This window comes from Syntrophobacter fumaroxidans MPOB (assembly GCF_000014965.1).
In the GTDB taxonomy this organism is placed as follows: Bacteria; Desulfobacterota; Syntrophobacteria; order Syntrophobacterales; family Syntrophobacteraceae; genus Syntrophobacter; species Syntrophobacter fumaroxidans.
Genome location: NC_008554.1, coordinates 4,145,118 through 4,158,558, shown reverse-complemented (window position 1 = coordinate 4,158,558; position 13,441 = coordinate 4,145,118). Strand labels below are relative to the sequence as shown.

Genomic DNA, 13,441 nt, shown 5'->3' with positions numbered 1-13,441 from the left:
TATTGGGAGGGATGCAATGGCTGAAAAGGACATCACCCGGATCACCGTGGGCAGACAGTCCATCAGTCTCGTTGGACTGCGAAGCCTCCTGGAGGAAATGGCCGAGAGCCACGCGGGCAGGGACGAGAAAGAAATCATCGAATACATGATGAATCATCTCGGCCGGCAGAACTACATCCCCGCCTCCGCCAGGGAGGAATACGGTCGGGCTTTCATCCGGGAATTTCGCAAATTCACGGGGCAGCCTTACACGGAAGCGCCGCGCGAAGGGCTGGATATCAAAGTCCTGGGAGCGGGCTGCAACCAATGCGACAAGCTGACGCAGCTGGTCATGGAAGTTTTGAGCGAAAACCGGCTGCCGGGCAGTGTGGAACATGTGACCGACTATAAGGAAATCGCGGGTTACGGGCTGATGGGCGTCCCGGCACTCGTGATCGACGGCAAGGCCTATTCGGTCGGCACCGTGCCGCCCAAGAGCCAGATCGAGAAGTTCATCGCCCGGGCCGTCGCCGAGGCCGCGGCGCGAACGGAATGAAGGGGTGCCGGCCTGAAGGCCCGTGAACCGGGCTACGGCCGGCCGGAGCTGCGACGCAAACGGCGGAACGCGGTCGGGGAATCCTTTGCGGGACATCCCGCCGGGGGAGGAGGCAGTTCACGCCGCGAGAGCCGGGACGCCCCGCCGGCATTGGAGCACAAGAAACGGAGGCCCTGGTTTGAAAAGACCTTTGCTGCTATGCCTGCGCTTGGCGACAGGGACGATTTTCATCGCCGCCAGCATCGACAAGATCATCCATCCGGGGGCCTTTGCCCAGATCGTGTACAATTACCAAGTGCTCCCGAACGGCATGATCAATCCGATCGCGATCGTTCTTCCCTGGATCGAGCTGGTGATGGGGGTCCTGCTGCTGGCGGGGATATGGCTGCCCGGAGTTGCGCTTCTGTCCGTTCTCCTGTTTCTGACCTTCTTTGGAACCCTGGTTTTCAATCTGGCCAGGGGTTTGAACGTCCACTGCGGATGTTTTACCACCAGCCCGGCGGACAACCCGCAAACGACCTGGTACGTCATCCGGGACAGCCTCTTTTTGATCCTGGGCATTTCGCTTTGCTACCAGGTCTTTCGACGCCGCAACGGCTGACTGATGCGCCTCGACGCCCCGGGTTACCGCTTCGGCGCATGATGGAGCCCCACCGCGGTACAGCGAGCGTTCTGCGGGCGGCGGCCGAAATCCGGAAGAACCCCCGGACTCCGGCGCAGCTTCCGGAATCCCGTCCGTGGTTTCGGCGGGGTGGTCTCCCGCCGGCCCCCCGCCAATGGCGGCTATATGGAAAGCCGCATCGAGCTAGTTTCGCGTCAGCTTGCGAGCTATTTCCGCGACATGCCTGCCTTGATACCTTGCCCCCGCCAGTTCGTTGTCGCTGGGGGTCCGGGCTCCCGTCGGACCGGCGATCGTCGACGCGCCATAGGGTGATCCGCCCGTGATCTCGTCCATCGTCGACTGCCCCTGGAATGAATACGGCAATCCGACGATGACCATGCCCTGGTGGAGCAGATTGATGTGAAAAGACAGGATCGTCGATTCCTGGCCTCCGTGCTGAGTGTTGGAGCTTGTGAAGACGCTTCCCGCCTTCCCGACCAACGCCCCGCTCACCCAAAGCCGGCCGGTGGCGTCCAGGAACTGGCGCATCTGCCCGGCCATGTTTCCGAAACGGGTCGGCGTCCCGAAAATGACCGCATCCGCGGCGCCGAGCTCGTCGACCGTGCACACGGGAATGTGCGCAAATTGTTTCTGCGCCTCGGTTGCCCCCATACTCGCCAGGATTTCCGCCGACAGTGTCTCCGGGACGCGGCGCAACACCGCCTCCGCCCCATCAACCGAGCGAACCCCCTCCGCGACGGCTTCCGCCATTCGATAGATATGGCCGTACATCGAATAGAACACGATCAACACCTTCATTCCATATTCCTCCCTTCCGTAAAGCACCCGGGGAAGTGGGCCGGCAGCCCGCGCGGCGGGCGGACCCCGGTTGCTCGCACAAACGTCCGCCTTCCTGCTGTTGCGTACACCAAAGAGCGTTCATTCCCGGCGCGATCACCGGGACCTTCAGCGAGATCCGCGCTGCCGGGCGAACGCCTTCCTCCGTGAGATGAACCGGGACCCATCGATTGTCCTCTCATGCCCGCCCTGCCTCATCAATCCGCTTCAGTCGAAGCGGCCGATCACCGGAATGAGTTTGTCGGCGCCATCGAGGATGGCTGTCGCCGCCCTCACCCCATGACAACGGGCCCTGACGAAAAAGCGCCCCGGGCATCCCCAAACCGGCGGATCGTCCCATCCGCGATGTGAGAATTCACATGGCCCATCAGTGAACCGGCGGCGCGCATGAGCCTAATGTAAGCATCAAGGGCCGCGATTCCAGTTTTGTTTTCATCGAAGGGAGGTGCCTCCGTATTGAGCCATTCCGTTCACTGGGCGGGAGAAACACGATTCACTGCGAGCGGAGGGCGATCCCAAGGGTTTTCATGCACGCGGGATTTTGTGTAGTGCGGGGACGCAAGGTCAGGTATGCTTGTGGCCGAACCGGATGCAGGAGCGAAAGTGTCCCGTCAGGGCGCGAGCATCGGCGGGAACGGCGCGCGTTACGATTTTGCACGGGGGCGATCCGACGATGGATGTTCTTTGTGTCGGACATGCGTCATACGATCTGATCATGCTGGTGGATCATCATCCCGGAGAGGATGAGAAGTGCCTCGCCGCCGGCATGTGGGCCTGCGGCGGCGGGCCTGCCGCAAACGCGGCCGTGACCGTGGCCAGGCTTGGAGGCTCCGGCGCCCTCGCGGCTTATCTCGGGGCCGACGCATACGGATGCCTGCATTTCAGCGAACTGGAAGCGGAAGGGGTTCTCACGGACTTCATTGTTCGCGGGGTTCATCCGACACCGCTTTCCGTCATTCTCGTCAAGCCCGACGGCACCCGCACGGTTGTGAACCACAGAGCCGCCACCCCTTCCCTCTCAGCCTTCACCCTCGATCTTTCGCTCTGCCGCCCGGGCGTCATTCTCTTCGACGGTCATGAACCGATTATCTCTTCTTCCCTGGCGCGGTCCGCGCGGGCCGCCGGAATTCCCACGGTCCTCGACGCCGGCTCGCTTCACGATGGAACCCGGGAATTGGCCCCCCTGGTCGATTACCTGGTGGCTTCCGAGAAATTCGCCCGCCGGTTCACCGGCCGGGATGATCCGCAACTCGCTCTCGACGTACTTGGCCGGCTTGCACCCTGCGCGGTGATCACTCTGGGCGGGAACGGACTTGTCTGGAAGAAGGGGGAAGCATCGGGCGCGCTGCCCGCCTTCTCAGTACCCGTGCGCGACACCACCGGGGCGGGGGACGTCTTCCACGGCACCTTCGCCCTGGGCATCGCGCAGTCCCTGGAATTTCCCGCGCTACTGCGCTATGCGAGCGCGGCGGCGGCCCTGACATGCGGGAAGGTCGGCGCGAGGACGGGGATCCCCTGGCGGGGTGAAGTCCATGATTTTCTTTCGTCCGTGGGACCTGTTTTCGAATAATGTTTCTTCTTCTCGTTATATTTATGGTATCGAACGGATATGCCGATTGATTCAAGTGCAATGGGGAGCGACTTTCTGCTCGGAATCGGAGTAGCCGGAATATGAGGGAAGAGGCAGGCAGAGGCCTTTTCGGGGCGGCGACGGATGGACGATATCCGCATGGGAATGCTCGCCGAACCTTGCGGCTCTGCGGAGACCGAGGTTCTGCGGGCGCTTTGCGGCGGTCAACGGATCATCCATGCGGGTGACGGCGACACCGGCGGGCGAAACCTGGAGAAACGGCTCCTTGTTCTTCGGCCCGGGAAGCGAGGGGCCGAGGCGATCCAGGTTTCCGGTCAGCTCCGCATCCCACAGCTCAGCGGGAAGATGTTCGAGGCAACCGTTACCATTCCGGGAACGTGTACCGGCTCAAAACCGGCGCGGGACGCCCGGCGGGAGGAAGGCGGGCGAGGGTCTGCCTGGATTTGCAGCCGGGGCGGACAGGGAAAAACTGCTTGTCAATAGAGATGCAAAATGGGATTAAGCTTAAATATTGTGGTTGGAGTGCGGTTGCATGCTTGCATGAACGTATATCAGGAAAATGAACTCATCGATCGTTCTTGATATGCGAGACTCCGAGATCGCTTTTTTCCGGAATAGACAACTGTGGGGATCACGATAAAACGCATCAACAGGAGATAGACGATGAAACAGGGGAAAGGCATATTTTACGGAGCGGCGGTGTGTTTGTTGGTTTTCCTTTTCTCGTCCTCGGCGATTTGCCAACAGAAGGTGGATCCCACCGACCAGAAAAAGCGAGAGGCTGCCGCCAGAACCGAACGGGCGAATGTAGATCTCCTCGATGCGGCAGTCAAAGGGAAATCGCACAAGATTCGGAAGATCGTTTCCCAAGGCGCCAATATCAATGCGAGGGACCGGGAAGGAATGACGCCGCTCATGCTGGCATCCGTCCAAGGGTATTCCGACATTGTCGCCGACCTGCTCAGCCTGGGGGCTGAAGTCAACCTGCACGACGCCTACGGAGCCACGGCACTGATGCAGGCGTCCTGGGCGGGGCGTCGCGACATCGCGGAAATGCTGGTCGCTGCCGGCGCCGATGTGAACCTCAAGAGCACCGACGAGGGACCGACCTTGCGGAAGAAAGGCTCGACGGCTCTGATGGGTGCGGCCATGAGCGGCAACCTGGACATCGTGATGTACCTGGCTTCGCAGAATGCAATGGTGAATCTCCAGGATGCGGAAGGCCAGACGGCCCTGATCTATGCCGCCAAGTACGGCCATCCCGAAGTGGCGCGCTCGCTGATGAGCCAGGGAGCGAACCTCGAGATCCAGGATCAGTTTGGCCGAACCGCCCTTACCGTTGCCACGGTTCATGGCAATCTGGAGGTCGTCAAGCTGCTGGTGGCTGCGGGCGCCGATACCGAGACGAGGGATTTGAACAACCTGGCGCCGATCACTTATGCGTCGGCTCTGGACAAGGCCGATATTTACCGGGTGCTGAGAGACAGCAGCCGGGGGCGCGCCAAGGCCAACAACAACCGAACCAGGAAAAGTTCTTTTTATTAGCCGGTGCGCAAGCGATCATGCGCCTTTCGAGCACGGTGGGGAATGCGGAGTCCGGATTTCCAATCGTCCAGGCCCGCTCGGCGCTCGGAAGGCGGGGAACCACGAACCAGGGCAAGCCGATCTATTCAATACGTTCCTTTTGGGGTGGGCGGACGCAAGGTTCGCCCGGATTTGATGACTGACCACACAACTTGAGTGGTCGGGGCGGGGATTGCGACCCGAGACTGGCGCCCCAAGCGCAGTCTCCCCGAACAACCGGACCGGTTCGTACACACGAAGAACCGGGCCATTCCGGCTTTCGGTGCCGGGGGTGTACCCGTTCTGAACGAACTCGGACGGAGAAACCGAACATGTGGCCCTTTCGAGACCGTAGGAAACACAAGAGATACCCGGTGAAGTTGGATGCTTTTCTGCGCTGCAAGTCACCTGAATCCGATGACTCTGTTCCCGTGAAGATCCTCGACCTGTCCCTGGGAGGGGCACGAATCGCGCTTGAACGGCTGCAAATCGGCACTCAACATCTGTTTATCCGGGAGGATGCCGTGGACTACGAGCTCACGCTGCCCGCGGGCGATGCACCCCTTACGCTGCCGGTGTTGTTCACCTGGTACAATCTGGACCCCGAATGCCGCGTTTTCTGGGTCGGGGTCTCCTTTTCCGAGATTGCGGGTGAGAGCGGCAACCGGTTGAAGTCGGTGATCCGCAATTTCAAGAAGGGTATCGAACCGATTGCTCTTTCACAGCAATCATGAACGTTTTTCGACCGTTTCGTCGCACATTCTTTTTTCCCCGGTAACGTTCCATGCCTTGAGGAATCGATGAAGCACCAGGCAGTGATCTTCGATGTGGACGGGACCCTCCTCGACAGCCTCGAGGATCTCGCCGATTCGATGGACACGGTATTGCGGCAGAACAACTTCCCGGTCCACAGCCTGGATCGATACAAGTACTTTGTGGGCAATGGGATGGAAAATCTGGTCCGCAGAGCGCTTCCGGAAGAGCGCCGCAGCGACGAGGCCCTCGTGGCGGAGTGTTTTGATCGCATGCGCGAGGAATACGCGAACCGGTGGAACGCGAAGACCCGCCTCTACGAAGGGATCCCCGAGCTTCTCGATGCACTTGCCGGACTGAATGTCAGGATTTCCGTCCTCTCAAACAAACCCCACGATTTCACCAGGAAGGTCGTCGGAGAGCTGCTGGGCCGGTGGCGGTTCGACCACGTGTTTGGAGAGAGGATGTCCGTGCCGCGGAAGCCCGACCCTGCCGCGGCTTTGGAAATCGCCGGACTGAGCGGCATATCGCCCGGCAGGTTCCTCTATCTGGGCGACACCGCAACCGACATGCGGACTGCAACGGCGGCCGGCATGTTCGCGGTGGGAGCGCTCTGGGGATTCCGTACGGCCGATGAGCTCCTGTCCGCCGGCGCCATGGCGCTCATCAGGAATCCGCTCGAGCTGCTGCCCCTCCTTTGAGGGGCGATTGAACCACCCGCTCTCGCTGTCTCTCCAGGACGCCCCGCGCCCCGCCTGACTCGTTGGAGGCGGAGCGTTGCAGCCCGCGGGTCGAAAACGCGGTTGTCGCGCCAAAGGGTCCCCGGGTTCTTTCCTGGTTCCTCCGCCGGCTTCACCCGCTAAAGCCCTTGTAGACGACACGGCCCCTGTTTCAAGGCAAATCGGTCACCGCGGAGATTTCTTCCTCGAGCTTCTTCCCGTCAACGGCCCAATGGGAACCGTATCGCTTGAACATCCACAGTTCCGGGATGATCTCGGACACGATTTCGCCATCGTCGAAGACCCTGACGACGGAGCTCTCGGAAACCACCACGGCCACCGATTGCGTTTGTTTGGTGATCGAGGCGGCGGCCATGTGCCTGCTGCCGAGTCCCAGGGGCAGGTTGATCCCCTCCGAGAACGCATCGACATAACGACAGGCCGACACCACCACGCCGTCGTCGGAGACGATGAAGGCGCCGTCCAGCTGGGCCAGTTCCTTGATGGTCTCGCGCGCATTCGGGTCTTCGATGCGCTTCAGGTGGTCGGGGTGTCCCAGGAGCGGATCGAGGATAAGGTTCCTGGAGTGCTTGAGCACCTCATCGGTATCCGAAACGATGAACATCGTCCCGATCCGCCGGCCTTCTCTCCCCTCGCGGGCAATCTCCACCGCCAGGATCATGACCTGTTTCAGCGTTTCCGGATTGATCCCGCGCTTCTCCGAGCACACCTCGCAGAAAAGATCATCGGGCATTTTCATGAAGTTTTGTTCTCCCCGTATGTGATTCGGTCTTCCCCCGTACGCCGGTAAGCCATGTAGTAGACCAGCGGCACAACGATCAGCGTGAAGAAGGTGGAGACGGCTATCCCGAAAATGAGTGCCCATGCCAATCCGGAGAAGATCGGATCGAGGGTGATCGGCCATGCGGCAAGCATTGCCGCAAAGGAGGTAAGGAAGATGGGCCTTGTCCGCAGAGCGCCCGCTTCGATCAAAGATGCAACCAGGGCCCTGCCCTCCTGCCTCCTCGCTTCGACGAATTCAATGAGCAGAATGGAATTTCTGGTGGCGATGCCCGCCAGGGCGATCATACCGATCATGGCGGTCGCCGTGAAGTAAACCGGGTTACCCCACCCGCCCACCGGCCCGCCGCTGATGAGGTTCAGCACCCAGAACCCGGGAAGAATGCCGATGACCGAAAGCGGCAGGGCGATCAACTGGATGGCCGGAAGCAGATAGCTCCCGGTCTGGTAGAGCAGGAGGATGTAAATGCCCAGGACGGCAACGCCGAACGCAATCCCCAGGTCGCGGAACACCCGGAGCGTGATGTCCCATTCCCCTTCTCCCGACCAGATCACTTCGAATTCCTTGAGCCGTTGGTCCGTCGCGGTCCTTTCACTCAGGCTGATCACCGCTTCGGGGGGAGGCAGGCCGGCGGTCTCCCCGAATACGTACACGACCGGTTTGAGGTTCTTGTGATAGATGGGCTGGTCGATCGCTTCCTCTTCGAAAGTTCCCAGTTCGGACAGGAACACTCCCGCTCCCGTCGCCCCCTTGATCATCATCTGGTCGAGGTCGGCCTTCAGGGCGCGATCCTCCCTGGGCAGACGGAGCTTGATCGATGGAGGATAGACTTCGTTTTCAACCCTGAGCGGGCCTGGAACGGCTCCCTCCACAAGCCCGCGCAGACTCAGGGCGATCATTTCGTCGGTGATGCCGCTCATGGACGCCTTGGTGCGATCCACCCGGAACACGGTCCTGCCCTGGGGAGCCACCACGACATCGTCCACGTCCACAACCCCGCGCAATTCCTCCATGTGCCGGCGCACGACCGATGCGGCCTCGACCAATTCCGCGTAGGGTTGCTCCGAACGCCCATAGACTTCCGCAACCAGGGTGGCGATCACCGGAGGTCCGGGGGGGCTTTCCACGATCTTGATGTTGGCGCCGTGCCTGATTGCGATATCCTGGAGATCATTGCGAAGCCGAAGCGCGACGGCATGGCTCTGCAGGCTTCTGTGCTTTTTCCCCACCAGGTTGGCGTGAACATCCGCGACGTGCGCCCCCTGCCTCAGGTAATAGTGCCGAACCAACCCGTTGAAATCGATCGGACCGCTTATCCCCGCGTGGGTGGTGACATCGGTCACCTCGGGCACACGGACCAGGTAGTCCGCCATGGCCCGCGCAGCCGCTTCGGTTGTCTCCAGGGCGGTACCCCTGGGCATGTCGATCACAACGAGGAACTCGTTCTTGTTGTCGAAGGGGAGCATCTTCAAGGGCACCCGGTGCGAAGTGACGAGCCAGCCGGAGAAGATCAGAAGGATCACCACCGTTCCCAGGATGCCCCAGCGCAGGTCGCGGCGCCGGATGACCGCCGTCATGATCCCGGAGTAAATCCTGTGGAGCGCGTCCTCCTCGGGGACGGGTTCCTTTTCGTGCGGTCGATCGTAAGTACGGCGCAACATGTGGAGGGAAAGCCATGGGGTGATGGTGAAGGCGACGAGAAGGCTCATCAGCATGGCCACCGGCACGTTGAGCGCCATGGGCGCCATGTAGGGACCCATCATCCCGGTGATGAAAAACATGGGGACAAATGAAATGATGACCGCAAAGGTGGCCAGAATGATCGGCGGCCGGACCTCGTTCACCGCGCTCACCACGGCCCGTTCAGGCGGTTCCTTGCGAAGGGAAAAATGCCGGTGAATGTTTTCCACGTCCACGATGGGGTCGTCGACGACCAGCCCGAGGGACAGGATCAGGGCAAAAAGCGTCACGCGGTTGATGGTGTAACCGAGGAAGAAATTGATCAGCAAAGTGAAACTGAAAGTGACGGGCACGGCCAGTGCGATGATGATGCCCTCCCGCCAGCCAAGACTGTACGCAAGAAGGATCACCACGATGACTATGGCGACCAGCAGCGCTTCCACCAATTCGTTCACCTTGTCATCCGCACTTTGCCCGAAATCCCGGGTCACCCTGAGATGAACGCCTTCCGGCAGGATTTCATGGGCAAACCGTTCCGCCTGTTTCTTGACTTCCTCGGACACCCATACCGCATTGGTCCCTTTGCGCTTGGCCACGGCAACGGTCACGGCGGGGTAGTCGGCGAAAGGCCGAATCCCGGCGGGAAGCGGACCCTTCGACGCCAGAGGGTCCATGCCGGAATGGGCCCGCTCGCCGAGGGCAATGCGCGTGTAACACTGCGCTTCCGCGGGACCGTCCGTGACCGTGGCGATTTCCTTCAGAAACACCGGTCTCCCCTCATGGACGCCGACCACGAGGCCCTCCACGTCCTTCGTCGATGACAGGAATCGGCCGGCGTCGAACCGGATTTCCCGGTTGTCTCTCGTGAGGTTCCCCGCGGGCAAGGCCACGTTGGCCGCCTTGACGGCCTGCTGGACTTCCAGCAGGGAGATGTTGCGGCCGGCCATGAGCTGCGGGGACAGGCCGACCGAGATCTGGCGGGGTCTTCCTCCCGCAATGTAGGTCCGCCCGGCATTGTTCACGGCCTGCAGGCGGATCTCGAGCTCCTCGGCCATGCGGCGCAGCTCGAAGTCGCCGTACTCGGCGCTGTAAAGCGTCAGGTTGACGATGGGCACGTCATCGATTTCCACGGGTTTGACCACCCACCCGGCAACTCCCGGCGGCACGTGGTCGATGTTGGCCTGGATCTTGTTGTGGAGCTTCACCCAGCTCCGTTCCCTGTCTTCTCCCACGAAGAAGCGCACCGTAACGATCGCCTGTGACGGGAAGCTCGTGGAGTAGACGTATTCCACCCCGTCGATCTGGTACAGGAGCTTCTCCAGGCGGGTCGAAACCTGGCGCTCGACCTCGCGCGCGGAAGCCCCTGGCATACTGATGAGCACATCCGCGATGGGCACCACGATCTGCGGATCCTCCTCGCGGGGCGTGATGAGGAGCGCCACGGAACCGGCAATCAGGCTGATGAGGATGAACAGTACGGAGAGGTTGCCCTTGAGGAAGGCCTCGACAATTTTGCTCATCCAGTGATGTGAGGAATGACCCGGTTCATTCATGGCGCGACAACCTTCTCGCCTTCCTTCAGACCCGTGAGAACCTCGACAAGGCCCTCTTGTCGCCGGCCGAGAGTGACAAAGCGCCTGCGCGTTGCGCCGTCCGCACCCACCACGCGCACGAAATCGAGCTGGCCGCTCTGTTGCACCGCGGCCGCAGGCACCACCAGGGTTTCATAGTGACCGCGAGAAATGGGAAGCCTGCCGTAGAGACCATTGATGAGCCGCTCGTCCGGGGGGAGACTCACCTTGACCTGGACCGTTCGGGTGACGGGGTCGGACCTGGGAACGATTTCGCTGAGTACCCCCGGGAACGAGCAGTCCAGGGCATCGATTCGAATGCTGAATTCCTGACCCGTCTTGAGGAAGGGCACCAGGGATTCCGTCACCTGGGCGTGCAGCTCCGGTGCCGACCGGGCTTCCAGCAGGAACAGGGGCTGTCCCGGGGAGGCCATGTCCCCCACATCGACCATCTTCCGGATCACCTTGCCCGAAAAAGGAGCCCGGATAATCGTGTAGTCCAGCATGGCCCGAGCTTCCGCAACGGCAGCCTCCGCATGTTCCCGCTGAGCCTCCACCCTCTCGAGCTCTCCTCGAGCGACCTGCACTTCTTTGATCGAACCCTGCAGTTGAGCTTCCGTGGCATTTCGAAGCGCGCGGGCATGCTCGACCTGCTGGCCCGTGGCGGCTTGGTCACGCTTCAGCTCCGCGTAGCGTTTGTAGTCGGAAAACGCTTTTTCGCGGTTCGCCCGCACTGCCTCCACCTGGGACCTGGCGGCGCCCAACCGGGCGGAGGAAACTTCCTTGGCCCTCCCGACCGCAGCCAGTTGTGCCTCCGCCTGGCGCAGACGGGCCTGAATGTCGCCGTCATCCAGGCGCGCCATGACCGTCGGTTTCCCGTCCTTCTCATCCGCACCGACCACCGAATCGCCTTCGCGCACCAGGATTTCCCTGACCTGCGCGATGATTCGGCTGGAGACGCGGGCCTCTGCCCGGGATCTGACCGTTCCGACCTGTTCGACGACTGTCGGGAAAGTGCGCCGCTCCACTGCCTGCATCCTGACTCCGGGCTCCGGCGCCACGGGTTGGGCGGGGCCGGGTCGCACCTTCTTCAAGAAGCCCCCGGCAAGCCAGGCCATCAGCAGAACCAGAATGAGAACCGCACCGGAGGCCTTCAATGTTTCCCTGAAGACTTTCCTGCGTTTTTCGTCTTCCTGCGCCTTATTCATGCTTGGCCTCCAACCATTCCGCGAAGTCCCCCAGGGATTTTCTGAGCAGCGCATGGGCAATCCGGCCTTCAAATACGGCCGCCGTGTAGGCCACTTCCGCCTGGTTCCACGACACTTCGGCCTGCAGCAGGGAGTCCACGCCGGCAATCTGCTTCTCGAAAATGAACCGCACCTCCCGCAGGGCCTTCTCGGCCCATGCCCGACGCTCGTCGGCAACCTTGATCTTCTCCGCAGCCTCCTGGACGGCCAGGGCCGCCTGTTGGACTTCCAGGGCGATGTCCAGCGCGATCTGCCTGCCCTTCGCCTGCACTTCCTGCAGACGGGACCGGGCCTCAGCGATCCGCGACCACGTCATTCCCCCCTCAAAAATCGGCCAGGCGGCTTGTATGCCGAACATCCAGCTTCCCTCGCCGTCCACGATCTCCTCCGAATCCCACTGGTAACGCGCGCTGGTGGACAGCTTGGGCAGGAGTCCCCCCCGAGCGGACTTGACGCGGTCCCCCGCGGCGAGAACCATCGACCGTATGGCCGCCATTTCCGGCCGCCGGTTCAGAGCCTGAGCCACGAGCGCATCGGCGTCTTCCGCGGCGGCTGAAAGCGGCGGCTCATCCGACGAAAGCTCCGGACGCGGGATTTCCCCCTGGGTAATGGACCTGGCAATGAGGCGTTCCAAAGCAGCCTGGAAACGCCTGGCGCTCGATTTCGCAGTGACCAGGCTGCCGCGCACCTCGGCCGTACGGGCTTTCAACCGGAGCACTTCGCTGGGCAAGGCCATTTCGGCCTTGTAGCGCGCCTCACCGAGTCTTTGATCCAATTGAGCGGCTTCGAGCGTTTTCTCCGCCACGTCGATGAACACCAACGACTGCAACCACTGGTAGTAGGTCTCGGTAACCCTTGCCACGAGCTGGTTGCGCATGGCGAAAACTTCGTCCTGTTGAGCCCGGCGCTGATTCAACGCCGCGCTCCGGTCGAACCGTCGGCTTCCGCCTTCGAACAGCGCCCATTCTCCCTGAGCCGAGGAGACCACATCGTGCTGCCGCCCGGGATCGTTGAAGGCGATCGTCGGCTGGAAACGCCTCTGGTTGATGATATACATCAGTGCATAAACCGGATTGTCCGTGGTGTTGTACTCCTGGGAGAGCACGATCCGCGGATAGAACATGGCTTCGGCCTGCCTGACCTGTTCGCCGGCGGCGGCCACTCTGCTTCTGGCCTGGTCCAGCTCGGGACTGACGCTCAGGGCTTCCTGTATTGCACGGTCCACCGTGAGGGTGCCGCCCTTCCCGGCCGAGTCCTCCATCGACGGAGCCGTGGGCGGGAGGACCGGGGATTCGATCGGGAGCGCGGGGTTCGCATTCGGGGCGGAATCGCCGGTGGTTGAACAACCCGAAACGGTGATCGCGGCGATCACGCCCAGTACGTACAGAAAGACGGCACGGTGGCTCTCAAAGCGACGTCTCGCGACACCGCGCCCCGATTGACTTTTCATTCTGTTCCCCCGAAACGGCCCAGTGAAACCCGATCAAGGCGGATTCCCTGAAGCAGACACGAGTGGCGATC

At 61.6% G+C, this 13,441-nt stretch carries 11 protein-coding genes; 6 read left to right on the top strand and 5 right to left on the bottom strand.

From position 1 onward, the window contains the following. Positions 1-16: 16 nt before the first annotated feature. Both SFUM_RS23600 and SFUM_RS17495 read left to right on the top strand, forming a co-directional pair. Complete coding sequence (locus tag SFUM_RS23600; protein WP_011700187.1) at positions 17-535, top strand: thioredoxin family protein; 519 nt, start codon at positions 17-19, stop codon at positions 533-535. 178 nt (positions 536-713) lie between these two features. Beyond that, positions 714-1,136, top strand: coding sequence for a MauE/DoxX family redox-associated membrane protein (locus SFUM_RS17495; RefSeq protein ID WP_011700186.1), 423 nt, complete (start codon positions 714-716; stop codon positions 1,134-1,136). Between the two features lie 204 nt (positions 1,137-1,340). On the opposite strand, the gene wrbA is transcribed toward SFUM_RS17495, so the two are convergent. Beyond that, the gene (gene wrbA, locus SFUM_RS17490) at positions 1,341-1,955 is read right to left on the bottom strand and encodes an NAD(P)H:quinone oxidoreductase (protein WP_011700185.1); all 615 of its coding nucleotides are present in this window, start codon (positions 1,953-1,955) and stop codon (positions 1,341-1,343) included. A gap of 712 nt (positions 1,956-2,667) precedes the next feature. On the opposite strand from wrbA, the gene SFUM_RS17485 reads away from it, so the two are divergent. The 4 genes from SFUM_RS17485 to SFUM_RS17465 all read left to right on the top strand — a co-directional run bounded on the left by SFUM_RS17485 (position 2,668) and on the right by SFUM_RS17465 (position 6,602). Next, positions 2,668-3,564: a carbohydrate kinase family protein gene (locus SFUM_RS17485; RefSeq protein WP_011700184.1), complete on the top strand. Its 897-nt coding sequence runs from the start codon at positions 2,668-2,670 to the stop codon at positions 3,562-3,564. 684 nt (positions 3,565-4,248) lie between these two features. Further along, positions 4,249-5,130, top strand: coding sequence for an ankyrin repeat domain-containing protein (locus SFUM_RS17475; RefSeq protein WP_011700182.1), 882 nt, complete (start codon positions 4,249-4,251; stop codon positions 5,128-5,130). 350 nt (positions 5,131-5,480) lie between these two features. Beyond that, a complete protein-coding gene (locus tag SFUM_RS17470; RefSeq protein ID WP_011700181.1) occupies positions 5,481-5,882 on the top strand; it encodes a PilZ domain-containing protein in 402 nt (133 codons plus the stop codon). A 66-nt stretch (positions 5,883-5,948) separates the two neighbouring features. Next, complete coding sequence (locus SFUM_RS17465; RefSeq protein WP_011700180.1) at positions 5,949-6,602, top strand: HAD family hydrolase; 654 nt, start codon at positions 5,949-5,951, stop codon at positions 6,600-6,602. A gap of 190 nt (positions 6,603-6,792) precedes the next feature. On the opposite strand, the gene SFUM_RS17460 is transcribed toward SFUM_RS17465, so the two are convergent. The 4 genes from SFUM_RS17460 to SFUM_RS17445 are packed head-to-tail and all read right to left on the bottom strand — an operon-like array spanning position 6,793 to position 13,370. Continuing rightward, positions 6,793-7,380 carry a DNA integrity scanning protein DisA nucleotide-binding domain protein gene (locus SFUM_RS17460; protein ID WP_011700179.1) on the bottom strand — a complete coding sequence of 196 codons (588 nt, stop codon included), beginning with the start codon at positions 7,378-7,380 and terminating at the stop codon, positions 6,793-6,795. Further along, positions 7,377-10,655 carry an efflux RND transporter permease subunit gene (locus tag SFUM_RS17455; RefSeq protein ID WP_011700178.1) on the bottom strand — a complete coding sequence of 1,093 codons (3,279 nt, stop codon included), beginning with the start codon at positions 10,653-10,655 and terminating at the stop codon, positions 7,377-7,379. Before SFUM_RS17455 ends, SFUM_RS17460 begins: the two co-directional genes overlap by 4 nt. After that, complete coding sequence (locus SFUM_RS17450) at positions 10,652-11,881, bottom strand: efflux RND transporter periplasmic adaptor subunit (protein ID WP_011700177.1); 1,230 nt, start codon at positions 11,879-11,881, stop codon at positions 10,652-10,654. The genes SFUM_RS17455 and SFUM_RS17450 overlap by 4 nt, the downstream gene beginning before the upstream one ends. Beyond that, on the bottom strand, positions 11,874-13,370 hold the full coding sequence (locus SFUM_RS17445) for a TolC family protein (protein ID WP_011700176.1): 1,497 nt from the start codon (positions 13,368-13,370) through the stop codon (positions 11,874-11,876). Before SFUM_RS17445 ends, SFUM_RS17450 begins: the two co-directional genes overlap by 8 nt. Positions 13,371-13,441 lie beyond the last annotated feature (71 nt).

Excerpts from the sequence above, each read along its gene's own strand:
- SFUM_RS17455 (WP_011700178.1), bottom strand. The coding sequence starts at position 10,655 with ATGAATGAACCGGGTCATTCCTCACATCACTGGATGAGCAAAATTGTC.
- SFUM_RS17445 (WP_011700176.1), bottom strand. The coding sequence starts at position 13,370 with ATGAAAAGTCAATCGGGGCGCGGTGTCGCGAGACGTCGCTTTGAGAGC.
- SFUM_RS17450 (WP_011700177.1), bottom strand. The coding sequence starts at position 11,881 with ATGAATAAGGCGCAGGAAGACGAAAAACGCAGGAAAGTCTTCAGGGAA.
- SFUM_RS23600 (WP_011700187.1), top strand. The coding sequence starts at position 17 with ATGGCTGAAAAGGACATCACCCGGATCACCGTGGGCAGACAGTCCATC.
- SFUM_RS17475 (WP_011700182.1), top strand. The coding sequence starts at position 4,249 with ATGAAACAGGGGAAAGGCATATTTTACGGAGCGGCGGTGTGTTTGTTG.
- SFUM_RS17485 (WP_011700184.1), top strand. The coding sequence starts at position 2,668 with ATGGATGTTCTTTGTGTCGGACATGCGTCATACGATCTGATCATGCTG.
- SFUM_RS17465 (WP_011700180.1), top strand. The coding sequence starts at position 5,949 with ATGAAGCACCAGGCAGTGATCTTCGATGTGGACGGGACCCTCCTCGAC.
- SFUM_RS17460 (WP_011700179.1), bottom strand. The coding sequence starts at position 7,380 with ATGAAAATGCCCGATGATCTTTTCTGCGAGGTGTGCTCGGAGAAGCGC.
- SFUM_RS17470 (WP_011700181.1), top strand. The coding sequence starts at position 5,481 with ATGTGGCCCTTTCGAGACCGTAGGAAACACAAGAGATACCCGGTGAAG.
- wrbA (WP_011700185.1), bottom strand. The coding sequence starts at position 1,955 with ATGAAGGTGTTGATCGTGTTCTATTCGATGTACGGCCATATCTATCGA.